General features: G+C 70.6%; 22 protein-coding genes and 4 tRNA genes. 9 read left to right on the top strand and 17 right to left on the bottom strand.

Features of this window, described 5'->3' with window-relative positions:
* Window positions 1–23 precede the first annotated feature (23 nt).
* Window positions 24–2132: an elongation factor G-like protein EF-G2 gene (locus H5965_RS15220; protein WP_310970402.1), complete on the top strand. Its 2109-nt coding sequence runs from the start codon at window positions 24–26 to the stop codon at window positions 2130–2132.
* Between the two features lie 85 nt (window positions 2133–2217).
* Here H5965_RS15220 and H5965_RS15215 read toward each other — a convergent pair whose 3' ends face one another.
* From H5965_RS15215 to H5965_RS15150, 14 genes are all read right to left on the bottom strand, one after another.
* Complete coding sequence (locus tag H5965_RS15215; RefSeq protein ID WP_310970401.1) at window positions 2218–2727, bottom strand: XdhC family protein; 510 nt, start codon at window positions 2725–2727, stop codon at window positions 2218–2220.
* A 13-nt stretch (window positions 2728–2740) separates the two neighbouring features.
* Entirely contained in the window at window positions 2741–3007 is a 267-nt protein-coding gene (locus tag H5965_RS15210) for a hypothetical protein (RefSeq protein WP_310970400.1), read from the bottom strand.
* 32 nt (window positions 3008–3039) lie between these two features.
* Window positions 3040–3291 (bottom strand): hypothetical protein, encoded by a 252-nt coding sequence (locus tag H5965_RS15205; RefSeq protein WP_310970399.1) that lies wholly within the window; start codon window positions 3289–3291, stop codon window positions 3040–3042.
* Complete coding sequence (locus H5965_RS15200) at window positions 3288–3545, bottom strand: hypothetical protein (protein WP_310970398.1); 258 nt, start codon at window positions 3543–3545, stop codon at window positions 3288–3290. The genes H5965_RS15205 and H5965_RS15200 overlap by 4 nt, the downstream gene beginning before the upstream one ends.
* Before the next feature lie 10 nt (window positions 3546–3555).
* Complete coding sequence (locus H5965_RS15195; protein WP_310970397.1) at window positions 3556–4038, bottom strand: NUDIX hydrolase; 483 nt, start codon at window positions 4036–4038, stop codon at window positions 3556–3558.
* Entirely contained in the window at window positions 4035–5183 is a 1149-nt protein-coding gene (locus tag H5965_RS15190; protein ID WP_310970607.1) for a glycosyltransferase family 4 protein, read from the bottom strand. Before H5965_RS15190 ends, H5965_RS15195 begins: the two co-directional genes overlap by 4 nt.
* Window positions 5184–5201: 18 nt before the next feature.
* On the bottom strand, window positions 5202–6119 hold the full coding sequence (locus H5965_RS15185; protein ID WP_310970396.1) for a phosphatidylinositol mannoside acyltransferase: 918 nt from the start codon (window positions 6117–6119) through the stop codon (window positions 5202–5204).
* Window positions 6116–6742 carry a phosphatidylinositol phosphate synthase gene (gene pgsA / locus H5965_RS15180; protein WP_310970395.1) on the bottom strand — a complete coding sequence of 209 codons (627 nt, stop codon included), beginning with the start codon at window positions 6740–6742 and terminating at the stop codon, window positions 6116–6118. Before pgsA ends, H5965_RS15185 begins: the two co-directional genes overlap by 4 nt.
* A gap of 88 nt (window positions 6743–6830) precedes the next feature.
* Window positions 6831–7352: a MarR family transcriptional regulator gene (locus tag H5965_RS15175; RefSeq protein WP_310970394.1), complete on the bottom strand. Its 522-nt coding sequence runs from the start codon at window positions 7350–7352 to the stop codon at window positions 6831–6833.
* A 73-nt stretch (window positions 7353–7425) separates the two neighbouring features.
* Window positions 7426–7968: an HIT domain-containing protein gene (locus tag H5965_RS15170; protein ID WP_310970393.1), complete on the bottom strand. Its 543-nt coding sequence runs from the start codon at window positions 7966–7968 to the stop codon at window positions 7426–7428.
* Window positions 7965–9992 (bottom strand): threonine--tRNA ligase, encoded by a 2028-nt coding sequence (thrS, locus tag H5965_RS15165; protein ID WP_310970392.1) that lies wholly within the window; start codon window positions 9990–9992, stop codon window positions 7965–7967. Before thrS ends, H5965_RS15170 begins: the two co-directional genes overlap by 4 nt.
* Window positions 9993–10125: 133 nt before the next feature.
* Window positions 10126–10740 (bottom strand): malonic semialdehyde reductase, encoded by a 615-nt coding sequence (locus H5965_RS15160; RefSeq protein ID WP_310970391.1) that lies wholly within the window; start codon window positions 10738–10740, stop codon window positions 10126–10128.
* A gap of 951 nt (window positions 10741–11691) precedes the next feature.
* Window positions 11692–13215, bottom strand: coding sequence for a sugar transferase (locus tag H5965_RS15155; protein ID WP_310970390.1), 1524 nt, complete (start codon window positions 13213–13215; stop codon window positions 11692–11694).
* A 777-nt stretch (window positions 13216–13992) separates the two neighbouring features.
* Window positions 13993–14064, bottom strand: a tRNA-Val gene (locus H5965_RS15150).
* A gap of 390 nt (window positions 14065–14454) precedes the next feature.
* Here H5965_RS15150 and H5965_RS15145 point away from each other — a divergent pair.
* The 4 genes from H5965_RS15145 to H5965_RS15130 all read left to right on the top strand — a co-directional run bounded on the left by H5965_RS15145 (window position 14455) and on the right by H5965_RS15130 (window position 15236).
* On the top strand, window positions 14455–14880 hold the full coding sequence (locus H5965_RS15145; RefSeq protein WP_013227152.1) for an SsgA family sporulation/cell division regulator: 426 nt from the start codon (window positions 14455–14457) through the stop codon (window positions 14878–14880).
* A gap of 112 nt (window positions 14881–14992) precedes the next feature.
* A tRNA-Gly gene (locus H5965_RS15140) sits at window positions 14993–15065 on the top strand.
* Between the two features lie 24 nt (window positions 15066–15089).
* Window positions 15090–15160: transfer RNA gene (locus H5965_RS15135), tRNA-Cys, on the top strand.
* 1 nt (window position 15161) lies between these two features.
* Window positions 15162–15236: transfer RNA gene (locus tag H5965_RS15130), tRNA-Val, on the top strand.
* A gap of 50 nt (window positions 15237–15286) precedes the next feature.
* On the opposite strand, the gene H5965_RS15125 is transcribed toward H5965_RS15130, so the two are convergent.
* Together H5965_RS15125 and H5965_RS15120 are read right to left on the bottom strand one after the other, a co-directional pair.
* Window positions 15287–16462, bottom strand: coding sequence for an integrase (locus H5965_RS15125; RefSeq protein ID WP_310970605.1), 1176 nt, complete (start codon window positions 16460–16462; stop codon window positions 15287–15289).
* Between the two features lie 189 nt (window positions 16463–16651).
* Window positions 16652–17047 carry a helix-turn-helix domain-containing protein gene (locus tag H5965_RS15120; RefSeq protein ID WP_310970389.1) on the bottom strand — a complete coding sequence of 132 codons (396 nt, stop codon included), beginning with the start codon at window positions 17045–17047 and terminating at the stop codon, window positions 16652–16654.
* Window positions 17048–17199: 152 nt separating this feature from the next.
* On the opposite strand from H5965_RS15120, the gene H5965_RS15115 reads away from it, so the two are divergent.
* Both H5965_RS15115 and H5965_RS15110 read left to right on the top strand, forming a co-directional pair.
* Window positions 17200–17631 (top strand): Lsr2 family protein, encoded by a 432-nt coding sequence (locus H5965_RS15115; RefSeq protein ID WP_310970388.1) that lies wholly within the window; start codon window positions 17200–17202, stop codon window positions 17629–17631.
* 226 nt (window positions 17632–17857) lie between these two features.
* A complete protein-coding gene (locus H5965_RS15110) occupies window positions 17858–19210 on the top strand; it encodes a hypothetical protein (RefSeq protein WP_310970387.1) in 1353 nt (450 codons plus the stop codon).
* A 13-nt stretch (window positions 19211–19223) separates the two neighbouring features.
* Here H5965_RS15110 and H5965_RS15105 read toward each other — a convergent pair whose 3' ends face one another.
* A complete protein-coding gene (locus H5965_RS15105) occupies window positions 19224–19742 on the bottom strand; it encodes a hypothetical protein (protein ID WP_310970386.1) in 519 nt (172 codons plus the stop codon).
* Window positions 19743–20043: 301 nt separating this feature from the next.
* On the opposite strand from H5965_RS15105, the gene H5965_RS15100 reads away from it, so the two are divergent.
* Together H5965_RS15100 and H5965_RS15095 are read left to right on the top strand one after the other, a co-directional pair.
* Complete coding sequence (locus tag H5965_RS15100; protein ID WP_310970385.1) at window positions 20044–21456, top strand: glycosyltransferase; 1413 nt, start codon at window positions 20044–20046, stop codon at window positions 21454–21456.
* Window positions 21453–22370 (top strand): DUF4931 domain-containing protein, encoded by a 918-nt coding sequence (locus H5965_RS15095; RefSeq protein ID WP_310970384.1) that lies wholly within the window; start codon window positions 21453–21455, stop codon window positions 22368–22370. Before H5965_RS15100 ends, H5965_RS15095 begins: the two co-directional genes overlap by 4 nt.
* Window position 22371 lies beyond the last annotated feature (1 nt).

Genomic DNA, 22371 nt, shown 5'->3' with positions numbered 1-22371 from the left:
CAGCCGTTCGCCGAGGAGTCGTCATGGCAGACAAACAAGCCAAGAACGCCGACACCGGGGCCGCCGTCGCTGTGGACGACCCCGCCAAGGTCCGCAACGTCGTGCTCGTCGGCCCGGCCGGTTCCGGGAAGACCACCCTCGCCGAAGCCCTGCTCGCCGCTTCCGGCACGGTGCCGCGGGCGGGCTCGGTGGTCGACGGCACGACGGTGTGCGACCACGACCCGGCGGCGGTCCGCCAGCAGCGCTCGGTCGGCCTTTCGGTCGCGCCGGTGCTGCACCAGGGCCACAAGATCAACCTGATCGACACGCCCGGGTACGCGGACTTCGTCGGGGAGCTGCGGGCGGGGTTGCGGGCGGCCGACGCGGCGCTGTTCGTCGTCTCCGCCTCCGAGGGCGTCGACGCGGCGACGGTCGCGGTGTGGGAGGAGTGCGCCGCGGTCGGGATGCCGCGCGCGGTCGTCGTCTCCCGGCTCGACCACCACCGGGCCGACGCGATGGCCGAGATCGCCGCCTGCCAGGCCGCGTTCGGCGCCGGGGTGCTGCCGTTGTACCTGCCCGCGGGCGACGGCCTGGTCGGGCTGATCACCCAGCGCTACTTCGACTACTCCGGCGGGCACCCGCCGACGGTCGGCGAGCCGGCCGCGGCCGACCTGGAACGGATGGCCGAGGCGCGCAACGAGCTGATCGAAGGGATCATCGCCGAGAGCGAGGACGAGTCCCTGATGGACCGCTACCTCGCCGGCGAGGAGATCGCGGAGGCCACCCTCATCGCCGACCTGGAGACCGCGGTCGCGCGCGGGTCCTTCCACCCCGTCATCCCGGTGTGCTCGACCAGCGGGATCGGCCTGGCCGAGGTGCTCGACGGCATCGTCCGCGCGTTCCCCTCCCCGCTGGAGCACCGGCCACCCGACGTCACCACGCCGGACGGCGGCGAGCACGCCGCGATCACCGCCGACCCCGCGGGCCCCCTCGCCGCGGAGGTCGTCCGGACGGCGGTGGACTCCTACGTCGGCCGGGTGTCCCTCGTCCGGGTGTTCTCCGGGACGCTGCGGCCCGAGCGGCCGGTGCACGTGTCCGGGCACGGCCTCGCCGAGCGCGGTCACGAGGACCACGACGCCGACGAGCGCGTCGCCCACCTGTATTCGCCGCTCGGTTCGTCCCTGCGGGAGGTGCCCTACTGCGTCGCGGGCGACCTCTGCGCGCTGACGAAGGTCGGCTCGGCGGAGACCGGCGACACCGTCTCCTCCCCCGACGACCCGCTGCTGATGGAGCCGTGGGCGATGCCGGAGCCGCTGCTGCCGGTGGCGGTGGTCGCGAAGACCCGCAGCGACGAGGACACGCTGGCCCGCAACCTGTCCCGCCTGGTCGCCGGCGACCCGACGCTGCGGCTGGACCGCAACGCCGAGACCGGCCAGCTGGTGCTGTGGTGCATGGGCGAGGCCCACGCCGACGTCGTGCTCTCGCGGCTGCGCGCGGGCGGCGCGGACGTCGACACCGAGCCGGTGAAGATCAGCCTGCGCTCGACGTTCAGCAAGCCGGCCAAGGGCCACGGGCGGCACGTCAAGCAGTCCGGCGGGCACGGCCAGTTCGCCGTCTGCGACATCGAGGTCGAGCCGCTGCCGCGCGGCGGCGGGTTCCAGTTCGTGGACAAGGTCGTCGGCGGCGCGGTGCCGCACCAGTTCATCCCGAGCGTGGAGAAGGGCGTGCGGGCCCAGCTGGCGCGCGGCCTCGCCGACGGCCACCCGGTCGTCGACGTCAAGGTGACCCTGGTGGACGGCAAGGCCCACAGCGTGGATTCGTCGGACGCGGCGTTCCAGACGGCGGGCGCCCTGGCCTTGCGGGAGGCCGCGGCGAACGGGCACATCACGATGCTGGAACCCTTGGAGGAGGTGGCGATCCGGCTGCCGGACGAGCACCTCGGCACGGTCCTCGGCGACCTGTCCTCCCGCCGCGGCCGCGTGCTGGGCACCGAGGCGGGCGAAGGCGGCCGGACGGTGATCCGCGCGGAGGTCCCGGCCACGGAACTGGTGCGGTACCTGATCGACCTGCGTTCGATGACCTCGGGCACGGCGACGTTCACCCGCCGCCACGCGCGGTTCGAGCCGATGCCGGAGGGAATGGCGGTCCACTAGCCGTACCTGGCCGGACGACACGGCGAAGCCCGGGCCACCCGCCGTGTCGTCCGGCTGGGTACGCGTGTCGTCCGGCTGGGTACGGCTAGGAGGCGAAGTCGAAGCCGCCGGGGCGGTTGTTGCGGTCGGCGATGAGGCCCGCCAAGGTCGCCAGGGCGATCTCGGGCGGGGTGCGGGAGCCGATGTTGAGCCCGACCGGGCGGTGGACGCGGGCGATGTCGGACTCCGGCACGCCCAGCCCCTGCAGGGCGGCGAGGTGCGGGCCGGGGTGACGCGGGTTGCCGAGCACGCCCACCCAGCGCGGCTCGCCTTCGAGCGCGGCCTTGAGCACCTGCCCCAGCTCCGGCCGGTGGTGGTCGGTCACGACCACGTCGGCGGACGCGTCGAGCGGCGGCAGCACGGTGTCCGCGTCGATGCCCTCGGGCACGTCGGTGACGCGCGCGGGATCGGGCTCGAACAGCGCCACGTGGTAGCCGAGCTCCTTCGCGAACTTCAGCAGGGACCGCGACACCGGCGACGCGAACACCGCCACCAGGGTCCGCAACCCCGGGTCGGCCGGAGCCGTGCCGTGGGCGACGTCGCAGGTTTCGCTCATGCCGCCCAGTGTGTCAGCCGCCGGCCTGCTCGCCCACCGTCACGCGGAACTGCCAGACGTCGGTCTTGCCCTTGACCAGCACCAGGTACCCGTCGCTCACCCGCAGCACGACCCGCTTCTGCGGCGACGACGGCCGAGGCGGCCGGTGCTGCTTCGCCAGCAGGTGCGCCTCGCCGAACGCGGTGTCGCGGTCGGCGTACCCCGCCGCGTCGGCGACGCCCCAGCCGCGGCCGTCGCCCGCGCCGCCCTGCTCTTCGATGACCACCCACCACGTACTCATGCCCCTCCGACGCGGCCGCGCCGCCGGAGGTTTCAGAGTTCTTCGAGCACGCTCAGCCGGAAGTGGAACGTCGACGTCCGGCCTTCGACGATCACCACGTACCCGCCCGGGCCCCGCAGCACCGTCCGCGACTTGGGCGACCACGGGTAGGCGGGCTGGTACTCGCGCGCCAGCCGCAGCGCCTCCGCCTCGGCGGTTTCCTGGTCGGGATGGGAAAACCGCTCCGACAGCGCCCAGTGCCGCTCCGAGGTGCGCTGCTCCTCGACGACCACCCACCAGGTCACGGCGCCACCACACTCTGGCCAAGTGTCACACGGAAGTGGAACTTAGCCGTAGGGCCGGACGCGATCACCAGATACCCGTCGGCGACCTGCAGCACCTTCCGCTCCGTCACCTTCGACGGGTGCACCGGCTCGTGCGAGAACGCCAGGCTCCGCGCCACCGCGTCGGCCTGCTCGCGATCGCCGCCCGCCGGCTTCGTCTTCGTGACGTTCCAGGCGCGCGCGTCCCCGCCGCCGCGCTGCTCCTCGACGACCACCCACCACACGTCAGACCTCCGGCTCCGCGAATTCGAAGTACTCCGGCAGCGGCGCGGTCCCCGCGAGGCGGAAGTACCGCACCTTCCGCCGCCGCCGCAGCCGCAGCGTGTCGCGGACGGCGTCGTTGTGGACGCGGCGGGCGATCACCACCCGGTGCTCGGCGTCGGTCAGCTCCTCGGCCAGCTCGGCCGGCAGGCCCGCCCGGTCGATGCGGCCCAGCTCCAGCGTCAGCTCGTTCTCCGCGGCTTCGCGCTCGGCCCGCGGCGCCGCCTCGGCGCGTTCCGCCGACGTCCGCAGGCCCGGGGAGCCCAGCACCGAAGCGACCGCGCGCGCCACCACGGCCCGCCGTGCCAACGCCGCGTCCAGCGCGGCCCAGCCGGCGTCCGTGCGGACGTGCAGCCGGTCGAGCCGGTTCGCCGTCGCCACCAGGAAGAGCCCGCCCAGGAGCACGATCAACGCGAGCAGCGGGAGGAGCCAGCCGAGCACGCTCACCGGGCGAGCTCCCGCTCCGCCGTGGCCGCGACCCGCCGCGGGTCGGCGGCGACGGCCGTCTCGTAGACGCGCAGCACCTGCGTGGCCACCACCGACCAGTCGTACATCGTGACGCGTTCCCCGGCCGCCGCGGCCAGCGACGCCCGGCGCGCCGGATCGCCGAGCAGTTCGCGCAGCCCGTCCGCGAGTGCCGCCGGGTCACCGGTCTCGACCAGTAGCCCGGCGCGGCCGTCGTCGAGCACCCGCCGGAACGAGTCGAGCCCACTGGCCAGCACCGGGGTCCCGGCCGCCATCGCCTCGGTGAGGATCATCCCGAAGCTCTCGCCGCCGGTGTTGGGCGCGCAGTAGACGTCGACGCTGCGCAGCGCCTGGGCCTTCGTGGCGTCGTCGACCTGGCCGAGCAGCTCCAGGTGCGGAGCCAGCTCCGGGCCGGCGTCACGGCGCAGCTGGTCGTCGTCACCGCGGCCGACCACGACCAGCCGCAGGTCCTCGAACTCCGGCAGCATCCGCCGCAGCGCTTCCAGCAGCACGCCCATGCCCTTGCGCGGCTCGCCGAACCGGCCGACGAAGCCGACCGTGCCGCCGGCCCGCGGGTAGCCCGGCAGCGGAACGGCCGAGGAGAAGAACTCGACGTCGACACCGTTCGGGATCTCGACGGCGTCACCGCCCGCGTGCTCGACCTGGACGCGGCGGGCCAGCGCGGACACCGCGATCCGCGCGGTGATCTTCTCCAGCAGCGGCCGCAGCACCGGCTGGAACGCCGACAGCGTGCGCGAGCGCGTGGTCGCGGTGTGGAAGGTCGCCACGATCGGGCCGTCGGCGATCAGCAGCGCCAGCAGCGACAGGCTCGGCGCGGCCGGCTCGTGCAGGTGCAGAACGTCGAAGTCGCCTTCGCGGATCCAGCGCCGCACCCGCGCGTAGGACACCGGGCCGAACTGCAGCCGGGCGACCGAGCCGTTGTACGGGATCCCGAGCGCCTTGCCCGCCGGGTGCACGAACTCGGGCAGCTCCGCGTCCTCGTCCGCGGGCGCCAGCACGGACACCTGGTGCCCGCGCGCGAGCAGCGCCTTCGTCAGGTCGATGACGTGCCCCTGGACCCCGCCCGGCACGTCGAAGGAGTAGGGGCACACGATCCCGACCCGCATCGGCCGCGTGGCCACCGCTCAGCTCGCTTCTTCGAGGCTTGCCTGCTCGGCGGCCTCGAGGTCGGCGGGCCAGAACTTCTGCACCATGTGCCAGTCGGCCGGGTGCGCGGCGATGTCGCCGGCGAAGATGTCCGCCAGGGCCTGGGTCGCGGCCGGGACCTCGGCGCGCGCGGTGACGCGGATGCGCGGGTGCAGCCGGATCTGCCAGCCGTCCTCGGTGAACCAGCAGCCGGCCGGGATCAGCGCGGCCCCGGTCGTCGCGGCCAGCCGCGCCGGGCCGCCGGGGAAGCGGGCCTTCTCGCCGAAGAACTTCACCGGGATACCGCTGGTGGTCAGGTCGCGGTCGCCGACCAGGCAGACGGCCTTGTTCTCGCGCAGGCGCTTCAGCAGCACGCGCATCGCCGAGCTGTCACCCGTGAGGGGGACGATCTCGAAGCCGAGCGACTCCCGGTATTCGACGAACCGGCGGTAGAGCGATTCGGGCTTCAGCCGTTCGGCCACGGTGGTGAACCCGCCGAGGTAGTCGGCCAGCCAGACGCCGGCGACGTCCCAGTTGCCGCTGTGCGGCAGCGCCATCACCGCGCCGTTGCCCTCGGCCAGCGCCGCGTCGAGGTTCTCCACGCCGGTGATCGACGCCGCGACCTTGGTGCTGACCTCCTTGTGGTCCATCGACGGCAGCCGGAACGTCTCGTGCCAGTACCGCGCGTAGGAGCGCATCGCACGCCGGGTGAGCTCGTCGAGCTCGACCTGGTCGGCCTGCGGGACCACGCGGGCGAGGTTCGCGCGCAGCTGCCGCACTCCCCCGCCGTCGCGGCGGACGGCGAGGTCCGCGCCGAGCGAGAACACCGTGCCGCCGAACCCGGCGGGCAGCCAGCCGGCGAGCTTCCACCCGGCCGCGTAGCCGAAGGCGCTCAACCGCTCTGACAGCTTGCTCATGCCGGCTGCTCCCCGGCGGCGGCCTCGCGGGCCGCCTTCGCCACCGCAGCCGTCCGCTGCAGCAGCGTGATCACCGAGAGCACCGCGAGCAGCCAGAGCGTCACGTCTACGGTGTACGGGATGCCGAAGCCGTGCAGGCCGGTGCCGACCAGGGCGATGATCAGCCGCTCCGCGCGCTCGACGAGCCCGCCGTCGACCGGCAGGCCGGAGGCGTCCGCGCGGGCCTTGACGTAGGAGATGACCTGGGCGAGCACCAGGCACAGCAGGGCCGCGGCGGCGGCCGGCCGGTTGTCGTCGACGACGAAGCACCACCAGGCGATGGCGGCGAACAGCGCGCCGTCGACCAGCCTGTCGCAGGTCGCGTCGAGCACGGCGCCGAACGGGGTGCCGTAGCCGCGGGCGCGGGCCATCGCGCCGTCGAGCAGGTCGAGCATGGCGAAGCCCCACACCGTGAAGGTGCCCCACAGCAGGTGGTCGGTCGGGAAGAAGGCCAGCGCGCAGACGACCGCGCCGGCGGTGCCGAGCACGGTCATCACGTTGGGGGTCAACCCGGCGCGGACCAGCGCCTGGCCGATCGGATCGGTGACGCGGGAGACGGAGGCACGCGCGAAGATATTGAGCATCGGTTCGTCGAGGCACCTGGCTACGAGGGTCGGGTGGGCGAATGCAGCCTATCCACCCGCCTCGGCGAACCCGACGCGCCGCCCCGGGTCAGCCCGATTTCGTGAGCTCGCCCTCGTGCTCCCGCGCCGCTTCGGCGGCCGCGGCGGCGGCGCACTTCGGCGAGAGCTGACGGCGGATCGCGGCGCTGATCTCGCCGAGCGCCGTCACCTGCTCCGGCGTCAGCGGGTCGAACAGGCTTTCCCGGACGGCCTCGACGTGGCCCGGCGCGGCCGCCTCGAGCGCGGCGAAGCCGGTGTCGGTGAGCACCGCCCAGGCGCCGCGCTTGTCGGTCGGGCAGGCCTCGCGCCGCACCCACCCATTGGCCTCCAGCCGCGCGACGGCGTGCGAAAGGCGGCTGCGGGACGCCTGCCGGGCATCGGCGAGCTCGCTCATCCGCAGCCGGCGGCCGGGCGCTTCGGACAGGGCGACGAGGACTTCGTAATAGGTGTGCGGCATGCCCGAGTCGTGCTGCAGCTGAGCTTCGAGGTGCGCGCTGAGCATGCGGGTGGCCGCGTTGAACTCACGCCAGACGCGCTGTTCGTCGTCGCTGAGCCATCGGGTTCCGGACATGACCCCATCATACTCTCGGTTGAACACTCAATCAGGAGTTTTCCCCGGTCGGACCATGGTCCGGACAACGCTCCTACCAGGCGTCGGCCAGCAAGTCCCGCGTCTCTCCCAGCAGCTGCGGGAGCACCTTCGTCTGCCCGATGATCGGCATGAAGTTCGCGTCCCCGCCCCACCGCGGCACCAGGTGCTGGTGCAGGTGCGCGGCGATCCCCGCACCCGCGATGTGCCCCTGGTTCAGCCCGATGTTGAACCCGTGCGCGCCGGACACCTCGCGGATCACCTTCATCGCGTGCTGGGTGAACTCGGCGACCTCGCGCGTCTCTTCCGCCGTCAGCTCGGTGTAGTCCGCGACGTGCCGGTACGGCACCACCATCAGGTGCCCCGGGTTGTACGGGTACAGGTTCAGCACCGCGAACACGAGCTCACCGCGCGCGACGATCAGGCCGGTTTTGTCGTCCAGCGATGGGATCCGGCAGAACGGGCAGCCGGTGTCGCCGTCGTCGTCCGGCTTGTCCTGGCCCTTGATGTAGGCCATCCGGTGCGGGGTCCAGAGACGCTGGAACGCGTCCTGGACCCCGATGCCCTGCTGCTCGACGAACTCGGGACCGTCGCTCACCGAACGACCGTCTCCAGCGCGTCGGCCGAGGGCGACGCGTTTTCGCGGCGCGCGACCCACTCCGCGATGGCCTCGACCGCCTTTTCCACCGGCACGCCGTTGATCTGGCCACCGTCGCGGAAGCGGAACGACACCGCGCCCGCCTCGACGTCCTTGGCGCCGGCCAGCAGCATGAACGGCACCTTCTGCGTGGTGTGCGTGCGGATCTTCTTCTGCATCCGGTCGTCGCTCGCGTCGACCTCGGCGCGGATCCCCTTGGCGCGCAACGCCTTCTCGACGTCCTGCAGGTACTCCACCTGGTCGGCGGTGATCGGGATGCCGACCACCTGCACCGGCGACAGCCACGCCGGGAACGCGCCCGCGTAGTGCTCGGTCAGCACGCCGAAGAAGCGCTCGATCGAGCCGAACAGCGCGCGGTGGATCATCACCGGGCGCTGGCGCGAGCCATCCGGGGCGGTGTACTCGAGCTCGAACCGCTTGTTCTGGTTGAAGTCCAGCTGGATGGTCGACATCTGCCAGGTGCGGCCGATGGCGTCCTTGGCCTGCACCGAGATCTTCGGGCCGTAGAAGGCCGCGCCACCCGGGTCCGGGACCAGCTCGAGGCCGGAGTCGATCGCCGCCTGCCGCAGCGTTTCGGTGGCCTCCTCCCACTCCCAGTCCTCGCCGATGAACTTGTCGGAGTCACCGCGGGTGGACAGCTCGAGGTAGAAGTCGGAGAGGCCGTAGTCGGCGAGCAGGTCGAGGACGAACTTGAGCAGCGACTTGAGCTCGCCCGGCATCTGCTCCTTGGTGCAGTAGATGTGCGAGTCGTCCATCGTCAGCCCGCGGACGCGGGTGAGGCCGTGCACCACACCGGACTTCTCGTAGCGGTAGACGGTGCCGAACTCGAACAGCCGCAGCGGCAGCTCGCGGTAGGACCGCCCGCGCGAGCGGAAGATCAGGTTGTGCATCGGGCAGTTCATCGCCTTGAGGTAGTAGTTCTCCTCGTCGAACTGCACCGGCGGGAACATCGTGTCCGCGTAGTAGGGCAGGTGGCCGGAGGTGTGGAACAGCTCGCCCTTGCTGATGTGCGGGGTGTTCACGAACTCGTAGCCGGCCTCCTCGTGGCGGCGGCGCGAGTAGTTCTCCAGCTCCCGGCGAATGATGCCGCCCTTGGGGTGGAACACCGGAAGACCCGAGCCGATCTCCTCGGGGAAGGAGAACAGGTCCAGCTCGGCGCCGAGCTTGCGGTGGTCGCGGCGCTCGGCCTCGGCGATGCGCTCGAGGTAGGCGTCCTGCGCCTCGGCCGACTCCCACGCCGTGCCGTAGATCCGCTGCAGCTGCGGGTTCTTTTCACTACCCCGCCAGTACGCGGCGGCGACGCGGGTGAGCGTGAACGCCGGGATGAACTTCGTCGTCGGCACGTGCGGGCCGCGGCAGAGGTCACTCCAGACACGTTCCTTGGTGCGCGGGTCGAGATTGTCGTAAATGGTGAGTTCGCCCTCGCCGACCTCCATCACCTCGGCGGTGTCCACTTCGGACTTGAGGTCGACGAGCTCGAGCTTGAACGGCTCGTCGGCGAGCTCTTTCTTGGCCTCGTCGACGGAGTCGAACACGCGCCGCGAGAACTGCTGGGCACCCTTCACGATCTGCTTCATGCGCTTTTCGAGCGCCTGCAGGTCCTCCGGGGTGAACGGCTTGTCGACGGCGAAGTCGTAGTAGAAGCCGTCCTTGACCGGCGGGCCGATGCCCAGCTTGGCGTCCGGGAACTGCTGCTGCACGGCCTGGGCGAGCACGTGCGCGGCCGAATGGCGGATGACGCTGCGGCCGTCCTCGGTGTTCGCGGCGACCGGCTCGACCTCGGCGTCGGCTTCCGGCGCCCAGGCGAGGTCGCGCAGCTTCCCGTCGGCGTCGCGGACGACGACGATCGTCTCCGCGCCCTTGGTCGGCAGACCGGCTTCGCGGACCGCCGCGCCCGCCGTAGTGCCCGCCGGTACCACCACGCGGGAGGCGGCCACGGGGGAAACGGGGGGCGACTGGGACACGATCGGCTCCTCAAGCTGGAGTGACAGAGATGACGCCGTCGATGCTAGTCGGCGGCGTCCACGCGCCTCACGCGCGTGGCGCGAACGCGGGACCGGCCGCCTCCCCGTGGGGAAGCGGCCGGTCCGGGCGGGCTCAGAGGGTCTCGACGACCTGGTCGAAGTCGAGCCGCGGCAGGCGGTCGAACCAGGGGTTCTCACCCGGCTTGCCGACGTTGACGACGACCAGCGAGCGCCACTTCTTGCCGGCGAAGAACTCGTCGTCGACGCCCTGGGCGTCGAAGCCGGTCATCGGGCCGGCGGCCAGTCCGGCGGCGCGGACGCCGATGATGAAGTAGCCGACCTGCAGGAGCGAGTTCAGCTTGGAGAACTCGACGCGGCCCTGCTCGTCGGCGAAGTTGTCCTTCACCTGCGGGGCGTGCGGGAAGACCTGCGGGATGTTCTCGTGGAAGTCGACGTCCGCGGCGAGCACCACGGTCAGCGGCGCGGCTTCGGTCTTGTCCCGGTTGCCCGGGGCCATGTGCGGCAGCAGGCGGGCCTTCGCCTCGGCGGTCCGGAGCACCAGCGCACGCAGCGGCTGGGTGTTCATCGACGTCGGGGCCCACTTGACGAGGTCGTAGATCGCGCGGACCTGCTCCTCGGTCACCGGCTCGGAGCTGAAACTGTTGGCCGTCCGGGCCTCGCGGAAGAGGAGGTTCTGGACGTCCGCGGGGAGGGCGAGGGCCTCGGTCTGCTCGGCAAAGGTGGTCATGGGGCGGTGCTTCCTTCCGTTGGGTCGGTACCCCGTCCAACCCGGTTGAGCGTTGAACTATTTCGCGTTCAACCAGTTGTGTGGATCACAGCGGGGACCGCCGACGGTGAGCGCCGGTCAGCCGTTCGGGTCAAGGTGGCCTCGTCGGGCGCCGGTAATCCGGGCGAACGGGGCAATCCGACATGGCCCGGCCGGGGAGGCTCCGCCGTGGCGGACGGGGGCACGGGGTTGGCCAGATGGCTCGGCGGGCCTCGGGAGTCGTCCGGCGGGGGCACGGCCGGTGAGGAATGCCCCTGGTCGCGGGGGGCACGGCCGGTTGAGGAACCCTCTGGTGGCGCAGCCAGGGCCCGGCGAGGAATGCCCCAGCTCGTGGGGCGCGGCCGGGGAGGCCCGCCTGGCGCGGGGGAGGTCAGCGAGAAGTCCCCCTGGTCGCGGGGCACGGCCGGGAAGCCCCTGGCGCGAGGCACGGCCGGTGCGGCCCGCCTGGCGCGAGGCCCGGCCAGCGAGAAGTCCCCCTGGTCGCAGGTCGCGACCGGCGAGAGTCCCCCGGTGGCGGGGCACGGCCGGTGAGGCTCCCCCTGGTCGGAGGGCAGGGCCGACGAGAAGTCCCCGATGATGGCGTGGCGCGCGCGGCGGGAAGTCCCCTCCTGGCGAGGCGCGGCCGGTGGCGCGATGCGGCTCCGAGGAGCCACCAATACCCACCACTCGCCGGCTCGCCCACACGTTCGCCGAGCCGAAACCGCCGCTCCCCAGCCATGCCAGGCGGCTGCGGCGGCGCGAAGAGGCAGCCCTCCGGCCCCCGGTGTCCAGTTTACCGGCGCGCACCGACAGTTCCGGGGCGTCCACCGCGTCGCCGTGTCCCTCATCCACAACACCCCGGCAACGGGCACGGCCGCCGACTCCCCCCAGCGGGAGTCGGCGGCCGTGATGCGCGGCGCGGCGAGGAACGGGTCAGTAGGCGCCCTGCCCGCCCATCACCGCGCGGAACGTCTTCCACAGGATCACCAGGTCCAGCGCGAGGGACCAATCCTCGACGTAACGCAGGTCCAGCCGGATGCTCTCCGCCCACGTGAGGTCGCTGCGCCCGCTGACCTGCCAGAGCCCGGTCAGGCCCGGCTTCACGAGCAGACGGCGGCGCGCGTCGGGCGCGTACTGCTCGGTTTCCTCCGGCAGCGGCGGCCGGGGGCCGACGAGCGACATCTTTCCGGACACGACGTTGAACAACTGCGGTACCTCATCGAGCGAATACCGGCGCAGAAAACCACCCACGCGGGTGATACGTGGGTCGCGTTTCATCTTGAAAAGGGGGCCCGCGCCTTCGTTTTCCGCCGCCAATGTCTGCTTGATCGCGTCGGCATTGGTGACCATCGTCCGGAACTTGAGCATGGTGAACGTCGCGCCGTCGCGGCCGACGCGGCGCTGGCGGTAGATCACCGGGCCGCGGTCGTTCAGCTTGATCGCGATCGCGATCGCCAGCAGCAGCGGGGACAGCAGGGTGAGCAGCAGCGCCGACCCGCAGCGGTCCACAATCTCCTTCACCACGCGCCGGCCGCCGGTGAACATCGGCGCGGTGACCCGCAGCAGGGGCATGCCGAGCACGCCGGTGACGTTGAGCCGGGGCCCGGCGACCTCCATCAGCACGGGCGCCACGACCATCTCCGCGCCGGTGCCCTCCATGTCCCAGGCCAGCCGCTGCAGCCGCTTCGGCGTCCAGTACTGGTCGGCGGTGATCGCCACGACCCGGTAGCCGCCGCGCCGCACGTGCCGGGACAGCTCCTCCAGCCGCCCGACCACCGGGACGCCGTCGATTTCGCCGCTGTCGCGGTCTTCGCCGTGGCCGCTGAACGTGCAAGCGGCCTCGACGCGCCAGCCGACGTGCACCTCCGAGCGGGTGCGGGCGATCAGGTCGGCGACGGTCTCCGGGCTGCCGGCCGCCATCACCGGCAGCAGGCAGAGTCCCTTGGCGCGCTTGCGGTGCAGCACCTGGCGCAGCAGGTAGCGCTGCGGAAAGGCGACCAGCGCGATGGCCGGGACGACGACGAACACCCAGACCTGGACCTCGAGCGCACCGAACAGCAGGCCGCCGAGCGCGACCAGGACGGCGGCGGTGATGAAGCCGCGGCCGAGGGTGCGGTACTCCTCCGCGCCTTCGCCGAGCACGCGCGGGCTCCAGGCCCGGCTGGCGGGCAGCGAGACGAACACCGCGAGGATCGTGCCGAAGGCGTGCATGTCGTGCGGGGCAACGCGATCGATGACGAACGCGCTGATCGCGATCACCAGCAGCGTGATGAACACGTCGCTGCCGATGACCCAGGCTCTGTACCGCGCTTCCCAGGCCGCGGGCCACGCCTTGGCGGACGGGCCGCCGTCGCCGGGGTGGTCGTCGTCCCGCTTCGCGGGACGCGGGATGGCCTGGAGGTCGATGTGCGGCGGTGGCTGGCTCACCGTGTACGAAGGCCGCACCGACTCTTCCATCTGACCTCCCGGGAACTGGATCGAGTTGAGCCGCAGGCACGCAGCGTCACCAGAGATGATTTCGGAGAGTTACCCCATCTCAGTGGTCGCGCAGAGCCCGCGGAGGCTTCACACGGCAAGTTATCGGCGACTCTCTCGGCAGTGTTACAAGGATTTCCAGCCACATGCTGCGTGACATCCCCGCCAAGAAATGGCCGGAAGATAACAAGATGAGGACGATGCGCAATAGCGCGTATCCCCGTGAAAACTACATTCCGTAACGGAAAGGGTGATGCCCGCACTCGGGTGGACCAAGCTCGGCCGAACGGCCCAGCGCGGCCGTCGGGACTCTACTGTGGACACTGCGGATCGCGAGGGTCCACAGTGGATCAGCGCGGGGCGGCGGGCGCCGCCGCGGGGACCGGGCGGCCACCGTCGGTGACATTCGTCGTCGCGCCGTCACGCGCGCCGGTTCTGTCACACGTCGTCGCCGGGCGGCCACGCGATCGCGGCCGGCCGGACGTGCCGAGGATCACATCCGACCTCCCGCAGCGTGGCGTTCGACAGAAAGCCGCCGCGGCGGCAGGGTTCGAAGGCAGGTCCGGCAGGCCCCTGCGGCGGAGGCGCGAACCGCCCTCGCAAGCTGATACGGATGATCCGAACGGATCGTTCACTCCGTTTCGGCGGCCGGCCGGTCCTTGACGGAAAACGCGACCCGACCTCGGGGCCCGACCCGCCCGAGGCAGCAAAAGAGCCCCACCCGCCTCTTGGGCGGACAGGGCTCTCTCGACTCTCGCGTGGGCGATACTGGGATCGAACCAGTGACCTCTTCGGTGTGAACGAAGCGCTCTCCCGCTGAGCTAATCGCCCGCTCGCGGTGTTGGGCTCAACATTAGCGTACGACTTTCAGGCGCCTGCAAACGGGTGGTCCTGACCGACCACACTCCGCTTACCGGCGAGTACGGAACGCACAACCCCGAGCTAGCCAGGGTTGTCCGGCCGGGGGGCCGCCTGACGCCACGTTCGACATCCGTGCGACGGTGCTATCGCCCGGCGACTAAACCGCGCAGTATGGAGGCGTGGGCCCCGCGGGGCGCGCCGGTCAGTTGCGCGCCGCGGGTGGTCACGGGTGAAGAAGGGGGCCGGAGAGCCCGTACGGGTGATCTGCGGCGCACCCGCGACGGAATCGGCCTCCTGATGCGTCCAAGCAGTGACGCCCTCGGCCGGGCCGGGCCGGGAAGGGAGACGAAGGGTAGGACGATGCGCAACGATCACGTGACGCTCCGCTCGACGGCGGTCTTCGACCTGCTGGCGCCGCGGACTCCCGCGGTTCCGGTGAAGGTGGAGCTGCGCTACGACACACGCGACCCGTACGCGGTCGTCGCCGCCTTCCGCACCGGCCGCGCCGGCTGGGTCGAGTGGGTGTACGCACGCGACCTCCTCGCGGACGGCCTCCTGGCCGACGCGGGTGACGGGGACGTCCGCATCCGCCCGTCGGTCGAGGACCCCGAGGCGGTCCTGATCGAGCTGAACTCGCCGTCCGGGCACGCCATGTTCGAGGCGTCCGCCCAGGAGCTGGCCGACTTCCTCGACCGGACGTACGACGTGGTGCTGCCGGGCAACGAGCACCTGTGGGTCGACGTCGACGACGCCCTCACCCACCTCATCCCCCACGATCTGGCCTGATGACAGCCCCGCAACGGCGGAGTGACACCCCGGTGTCGAACCCGTTTTCGGGGTCCGATATGGTTTTCCCACACCACGGCGACGGGGGAACGGCCTCCCGGAGCTGCGGAATGCGGATGTAGCGCAGCTGGTAGCGCATCACCTTGCCAAGGTGAGGGTCGCGGGTTCGAATCCCGTCATCCGCTCGGTAGGCTCTCGGGCCTAGTCACGGTGGAGTGGCCGAGAGGCGAGGCAACGGCCTGCAAAGCCGTGTACACGGGTTCGAATCCCGTCTCCACCTCGCGCGATTAGCTCAGCGGGAGAGCGCTTCCCTGACACGGAAGAGGTCACTGGTTCAATCCCAGTATCGCGCACCACAAGTTTTCGCAGGTCAGAAGCCCTGTCCCTCCCCGGAGGGGCAGGGCTTCTAGCTGTCAGTCGGCGACGATCCGGCGACGGCCCCCGGACCCGGCCCGATCGCCCGCTGGGACCGCAGGTGCGGGAACCAGGACACCAGCTTCGCCCGTTCGCCCGGGTACAGGGCCGCCAGTGACCGCAGCCAGCGCTCCTCCAGGGCGTTCAGGATCTGGTTGACCATCGCTGGGGTCACGTGGTCGTAGACGCGGGCGATGCCTTTCATCTTCTGGCCCAGCCGTGCCCGGCGGGCGACCTCCGGGATCCCGTCCTCGGTCAGCCAGGTGCTGTGGGTGTGGCGGCCTTCGTGGAAGGTGAACGTCGGCAGGATCGGCGGTCGCCGCTCCCCTGCTCCGGGGTCGTCGAGTTCGACGCCGTCCCAGGCCGGCCGCCAGAAGCGGATGCGGAAGTTGGACCGCCGCCACGGATGTCCTTCCGGCGTGCACAGTACGAAGGGTTCCCGGTGGCTGTCCATCAGCTCCTCGTACAGCACCGCGATCCCCGGCGGGAGGGCCACGAACCGCGTGCCCGCAGGGGTCTTGGTCCGGCCCTTCTTCGGTCGCGAGTTCCCGCGCCGTGTCGGTGGCCGCTGGCGACCATCTGAGTGATGATCATCACCCTTCCGGCCTCCTTTGTAGACCTTCCCGGCCACCTCCTTCAGCGGCGTCCGGATCTCGATGCCGCGCCTCTCGGAGTCGTACTCGTGCCGCTGCTGCCCGACAAGTTCACCCCATCGGGCGCCGGTATAAAAATCCATCAGACACAGCACAAACCCTGACTTACCCAGCCCCAGCTCGTAGAGCCGCATCGCGGCCCGCAGCGCCTGGGCCGGCGTGGCGACCAATCGCTCGGTGTCGAACTCGCCGCTGGACACCCGGACGCCGCTGCCCGGGTTGGCCGGGATCATCCTGGCGCGTACGGCGGCATTGAGGATGGTGGAGAACAGCGCGAAGTACGAGGCCACCGATGACTCGGCGTAGTCCTCGTGCAGCTCCGAGAGCCATCGCTCGATCTCGACGTAGCCGTTGAAGATCGCGATCAATGGCCACGCCTTCCACTGCGGTAGCAGCTGGGTGTCGAGGAACGACCGGTACTTCGCGACGGTGTTCAGCTCCAGCCGCGGCGCGACAGCCGCCAGCCATTCCTCGGCGAAGTCGTCGAACCGGGTCTCTCCGTCGCGTGGGTCCAGCCAGAGGTTCCGCCGGATCAGGGCCTCCTGCTCAAGCCCCCACTCCTCGGCCGCCTTCTTGGTGGGGAACCCTGACCTGCTCCCCCACGTCCCGTCGGGACGCTTGTACCGGGCACGCCACTCACCGGTGCCGGGTTCTTCCTGGCCGTGGGCCATCCTTGACTCCTCTTCTCTGTTACTCCGCCCGCATCACGCGGCACGGAAGTCCTCGGCAACATCCGCAACAGACACCCGCCGCCGCGGCGGCTGCACCGGCGCGGCATTGAGCCGCACGATCTCCGCAACATCGCCGCGGGTGAACCGGTAGTGCTTCCCGAACCGGTGATGCGGCACGGCCCCAGCAGCGGCCTGGTCCTTCAAGGTCCTCGGCGACAGCTGCAGCAGCTCCCCCACCTGCTCCGCGGTCAGCAACGCGTCCGGATCCGCCGGCGGCTCCGGCACGGTCGTCCGCACCGCTGCAGCGAGCTCGCGGATCGCTGCCGCAACGTCACCTGACGTTGCCACGTCATGCTCGGTTTCCATCGCTTTCTCCTCTGCCTCTTCTACGGTCGTCCAAGGGAAGTGTTCGTCGTCGAATACGACCATCTACACCCAACGGGCACCTGCCCGTCAACGGTCTCTCGCAAAAAATACAAAGACCCTCGTCGGCCGACACGCCCGTCGGTTCAACGCGAATTCACGAAGCTACTATTCAACGGATCCGACGCACACCAGCGACTCAGAGAAGGATTGAGCTTATGGCGAAGCGAATCTCTATTGAGATTTCCGACGACACAGACGGCAGCCGCGCCGACCAGACTGTCCCGTTCGGACTCGACGGCGTGTCTTACGAGATCGATCTGTCCACTGTGAACGCCCGAGCGTTGCGCTCTGCGATGGAGCCATATGTGGCAGCGGCTCGCCGCACGGGAGGTCGCCGCATCAGGGTCGCTGTCGGCCAGTCCACCGACGACACGAAGCAGGAACCGAGGGCGGCCACGGATTACGCGGCGACTCACGAAATCCGTGCCTGGGCTCGCGAGAATGGGTACGAGGTAGCCGACCAAGGACGAATCTCGAAGACGGTTGTTGAGGCGTTCAGCTCGTCTCGCCGAGACGGCACCTCCAGCACCGTCCGGAACCCTCGCACCGGACGGACGCCGAAACGGCGAGCCAAGCGCACCAAATGAGACGTCCGAACCGGACGGCCACCCAAAGAACCTCATAGCAGTCTCCAAAATCGGGTGAGCGCCGCGTACGGCGCCCTGACACTCCTAACTCCGACAATCGGCCCCGTTGGAGACGTGCGTGATCAGGGGTCAACGTCGGGGCGCCTTCGGCGCCGAGGACCGGAGTAACGGAGGGGCACAGCACCGCGACTCCCGGGTGCGCGCGAGATCCTCGGAGGAGACATCAGTGACCGCTTCCCGGAAGACCGGTGAGTCCGGCCGGCACCGGAGACTGGGTCTCGTCGTCGTGCTGTCGGCGGTCCTCGGCGCCCTTCTGGGCCGCTTGGTGACGACACGTCCACAGGGCGGCGATCTCCACCCGGGTGCCGCACCGTCGGGGACGATTGCCGACGTACCGGTGGCGTCCAGCCGTTCCGGGCATCAACAGCGACCCCGGCGCGGAACGTCAGCCGGGTACGGCCTTCTTGCGTCGCTCCTGCTGGCCGTCAGCGGGTGGCAAATCAAGCTCGACCATGGGCTGCCAGCGCAAATTGCCGCGATGGCGGCGGTTCTGGTGCTGGTCGTCGCGCTCCGGGGATCAGCCAAGCGCCGGGGCCGCTGGGCCTCTCGTGTGCTCGCCGGACTGGCAATTCTCGCAATCGCGCTGGCCCTCGTACTGATCATGAGCGAGTTGCCAGGCAGCACGGCCGACGTCAACGGACTACTCGCTCCGCTGATGCTGTTCATCGTCCTCGTCGGCACGGTCGCGTGGCTGGTCGCTTCCCGGGGCCGAGTGGTTCTCGCCGAGGTCGCCGCGCTGCTGCTCATCGCCTCAATGCTGGGCTTCGTCTCGTTCGCCAGCATCCCCCGGTTCACGGCGCCGGTCGCCGCACCGGAGCTCGCCGGCAACGCCGTGGTGTTCACGTCCGACCCCATTGCTGAACTGAGCGTCGAGTTCAGCTACGAATCCTGGGGTCCAGCGGGAATGTGGATGTCCCTGCGGGTCCGTCCGGAAGGTGACATCGAGCGGCTGGTGTCCCGTGCCTGGGTCATTCTCTTGCTCGACGGGCTCAGGTTTAAGGAGGAGCAGCAGCAGGCGGGGAACGGGATTTTGCTCACGGACGCGGCCGACGGCTCGCAAATTCTTTCCGGAACACTCGGCGAGAGGGATTCGACGTACGCCGGATTCGTCACTGGATCGTTCGAGCAGAGCTCTGCTTCGCGAACCGTCGTGTCGTTACCGGCGGTCCACGCCGCTTCCCCACGGCGGCTCCACCAGCCTTCCAACGTCGCGCAAATCGTCGGCCACCTGTTGGTGAGCCCCAGGTCATTGGCCATCTCGGTGGACGGCGGGAACCTCGACCCGCTGGAGACGGTGACCCAGGCGTCGCCACCGCTCGAGGTTCAGAACAAGTTGTTCTGGCGTGCCCAGAACAACCTCGCCGGAATCACGTACTCGACCTTCGACCAGGAAGCCGAAGACCGGTCGCGCAACGTGCTCTTCGTCACCGCGATCCTCCTGGGGGCGGCCATCGCCTGCCTTGTCGCGGCGATGCAGGTCCTACTGCGCATGAATCCACCCCGGCGAGGACCGGACTGACGCGGCTCCAGAACTAGGCTCCCGTCTGGCTCTGGTCGTCGCGGCGTGTGCTGCCGGCCTGGCGGGCCGCCCATTCCTGCTCCCACTCGGCCAGGCGGCGACGGTTCAACGTATAGACCGTTCCGCGGTAAAGGAACACGAACAACGACACCACCGCCGCCCACAAGGTTGCCGCACCCAGTGGTGCGCCGATGAGCGCTGCAGCCCGGGTCAACGGTCGCTCCGTCGGTGCGCCCGTCTCATCGATCCAGATCTCGACCTCGTGACCCGCGACCATGCCCGCCGCCGCTTCGACCTCGCCCACGCGCTGCTGCCCGTCTCGCGTTCGCCACGTCGCCTGCGTCGGGGCGGAGTCGAAGGGCGTTCCGCCGCGGCCGGCCGCGGCCGGTTCGGGGCCGTTCGCCAGCAGGACCGCCGTCACCGTGTAGCGCGCGTAAGTCTGCTCTCGGGACTTGGCCGCCGTGGCCGAGTACTCGCCGATGCCGAACAACACCGCTCCCGCCGCTGCCGCCAGCGACAGCAGGATCACCAAGGCCAAGAGCCTCGCCTGCAGCCGGTCCGACCGGCGGACCAGCGGGCCTCGGCCCGGCAGGAGTGTGTGCCGCAGCCGGCTCAACCGCATCCTGGTGTACATCGGTCTTGCCCTCCGGGTCGCTCGGAAAACGTTCACCCAGCATCGCCGGAAGAGGCGATCGCGCCGCAGGGGCGACGGTCCCCGTCCGGCGGGCCTTGCGACCGTTTCCCCTGGCCCGGTTCCGGTGACTTTGGGCCCTGGCCATGACAGCCGGACTTATCCGACGCTGGACACTTGGCCGTCGAACGAGGGATCCGGGATGCAGACAGTCGACGTCGGTGCGCTCTCCGTCTCCGCCTACCGCGCGGTCGCGCCGGACTGGATCGTCGAGCCGCTTCTCGAAGTGGCGGAACGGCTTCGCGGCGTGCGGGTGATCCATCTGAGCGCGACTCCGTACGGCGGTGGGGTTTCCGAGCTGCTTCGGTCCGTGGTGCCGCTCTACAACGACCTGGGCGTCCGAGCGAGCTGGAAGATCATCAGTGGTGAGCCCGCCTTCTTCGCGGTGACGAAGAAGCTGCACAACGCGCTGCAGGGCGGCACCGAACCGGTCACCGACGCCGACATCCGTCGCTACGAAGAAACATCCCGCCGCAACGCCGAACAGCTGTCGGCCGATCCGGACTTCGCAGCCTGCGACTTCGTCTTCGTCCACGACCCACAACCCGCCGCCGTACTGTCCTTTGCGGACACCACGAACGCCCGGTTGGTGTGGCGCTGCCACGTCGACACGTCCGAGCCGGCACCCGGCGTCTGGGACTACCTCGGCAAGTACGTCGAACGCTACGACGCCACCGTCTTCACCCTGCCGGATTTCGTGCTACCGACACTGGCGCGCGACCGGGCCGACATCATCTGCCCGGCGATCGACCCGCTCAGCCCGAAGAACATGTCCCTGGACGACCGGACCGCGCACGCGGTGCTCAACTGGATCGGCATCGAACCCGACCGCCCGCTCGTCACCCAGGTGTCGCGGTTCGACCCGTGGAAAGATCCGCTCGGCGTGATCGACGCGTTCCGCCTGGTCCGCTCCGAAGTCCCCGGGCTCCAGCTGGCGCTGGTCGGCTCGATGGCCCTCGACGACCCGCAGGGCTGGGACGTCTACCGGCAGATCAGCGAGGCCGGCCGCGACGACCCGGACATCCACGTCTTCACCAACCTCACCGGCGTCGGCAACGTCGAGGTCAACGCGTTCCAGCGGTTCTCGTCCGTGATGATCCAGAAGTCGATCCGCGAGGGGTTCGGGCTCGTGGTCTCCGAGGCGCTGTGGAAGGGCACGCCGATCGTCGCGGGCCGGGCGGGCGGGATCCCGCTGCAGGTCGCCGACGACGCCGGTGGGCTGCTCGTCGACTCGACCGCCGAGTGCGCGGAGACGCTGTTGAAGCTGCTCAAGGACCCGGGCCGCTCGGCCGCGCTGGGCGCCGCCGGCCGCGAGCGTGTGCGGCGGCACTTCCTGCTCCCCCGGCTCCTGCTCGACGAGCTGACGCTGCTCGACGGCCTCGCCCACGGCGACCGGCCCGGCGCGCTGATGACCCGGTCCGACCACCGCGACCCGGTCTGCGGGCTCACTGTCCCGCCCGGCAGCGGCACGCCGTCGATCCTCGCAGAGGGGCATACCCGCTACTTCTGCTCGCAGCGGTGCCGCACCGCCTTCCTCGAAGGAGCTGCCTCGTGACGACCCGGCCATGGCACGGCGGCGAGCTGCGCTGGAACGCCGAAACGGAAGACTGGACGATCCTCGCGCCCGGCCGCGGCGACCGCCCGCACCGGGTCGCACGGGCGGTGTGCCCGTTCTGCCCGGAAACCCAGGACACCCCGCCGGAGAAGTGGCGGCTGCCAGGCGATGGGCCGGCCTGGCGCGTTCGCGCGGTGCCGAACCGGTACGCCTTGTCCGACAAGCACGAGATCGTCATCGAGTCGCCGCGTCACGACTGGGACCTGGCTACCGGCACCGAAGCGGAGGTCGCCGACGTCCTCGGGGCCTGGCAGCACCGCCACCGCGCGCTCCGGCCGTCGGCCGCACAGGTCGTCGTGTTCCGCAACCACGGGCCAGCGGCCGGGATCTCGCTGGACCACCCACACTCGCAGGTGGCCGGGTTGCCGGTGCTGTCCGCGGGCACCCGCCGCGAGCTGGACACGGCCCGAACGCACCACCGCGACCACGGCCGGCGGCTCGCCGACGAACAGCTCGAAGCGACGCTCAACGACGGGAAGCGGATCGTCTTCACCGACGACCACGTGATCGCCTACACGCCCTTCGCGCAGGTCGCCGCGTACGAGGTCCGGATCGTCCCGCACCGCGCGCACGCGGATTTCGCCGCCGCCACGGCCGAAGAGATCCGCGCGACGGCCGGCTGCCTGCGGGCCGTCCTGGCCGCGCTCCGCTCCGAACTCGGCGATCCCGCCTACAACGTCGTCGTGCGGACCGCGCCCCGCGGCTACGAAACCGCACCCTTCCTGGCCTGGTCACTGCAGGTGGTGCCGCGGCTGGAGATCCCGGCCGGGCTGGAGCTGGCGACCGGGGTCCCGGTGACGACCGTGACCCCGGAGCACGCCGCCACGCGCCTGCGCACCGCCGTGGCGGCGTGAC

Source organism: Amycolatopsis sp. 505, from assembly GCF_031625235.1.
Taxonomy (GTDB): Bacteria; Actinomycetota; Actinomycetes; order Mycobacteriales; family Pseudonocardiaceae; genus Amycolatopsis.
Note: the sequence above shows the minus strand (reverse complement) of the source record. Positions and strands in the feature narration are given on the sequence as shown.

Bases quoted from the DNA above. Each gene is read 5' to 3' on its own strand.
- H5965_RS15175 (WP_310970394.1), bottom strand. From the start codon at position 7,352: ATGTCCGGAACCCGATGGCTCAGCGACGACGAACAGCGCGTCTGGCGT.
- H5965_RS15100 (WP_310970385.1), top strand. From the start codon at position 20,044: ATGCAGACAGTCGACGTCGGTGCGCTCTCCGTCTCCGCCTACCGCGCG.
- H5965_RS15220 (WP_310970402.1), top strand. From the start codon at position 24: ATGGCAGACAAACAAGCCAAGAACGCCGACACCGGGGCCGCCGTCGCT.
- pgsA (WP_310970395.1), bottom strand. From the start codon at position 6,742: ATGCTCAATATCTTCGCGCGTGCCTCCGTCTCCCGCGTCACCGATCCG.
- H5965_RS15115 (WP_310970388.1), top strand. From the start codon at position 17,200: ATGGCGAAGCGAATCTCTATTGAGATTTCCGACGACACAGACGGCAGC.
- H5965_RS15185 (WP_310970396.1), bottom strand. From the start codon at position 6,119: ATGAGCAAGCTGTCAGAGCGGTTGAGCGCCTTCGGCTACGCGGCCGGG.
- H5965_RS15155 (WP_310970390.1), bottom strand. From the start codon at position 13,215: ATGGAAGAGTCGGTGCGGCCTTCGTACACGGTGAGCCAGCCACCGCCG.
- H5965_RS15160 (WP_310970391.1), bottom strand. From the start codon at position 10,740: ATGACCACCTTTGCCGAGCAGACCGAGGCCCTCGCCCTCCCCGCGGAC.
- H5965_RS15215 (WP_310970401.1), bottom strand. From the start codon at position 2,727: ATGAGCGAAACCTGCGACGTCGCCCACGGCACGGCTCCGGCCGACCCG.
- H5965_RS15145 (WP_013227152.1), top strand. From the start codon at position 14,455: ATGCGCAACGATCACGTGACGCTCCGCTCGACGGCGGTCTTCGACCTG.
- H5965_RS15190 (WP_310970607.1), bottom strand. From the start codon at position 5,183: ATGCGGGTCGGGATCGTGTGCCCCTACTCCTTCGACGTGCCGGGCGGG.
- H5965_RS15210 (WP_310970400.1), bottom strand. From the start codon at position 3,007: ATGAGTACGTGGTGGGTGGTCATCGAAGAGCAGGGCGGCGCGGGCGAC.
- H5965_RS15120 (WP_310970389.1), bottom strand. From the start codon at position 17,047: ATGGTCGTATTCGACGACGAACACTTCCCTTGGACGACCGTAGAAGAG.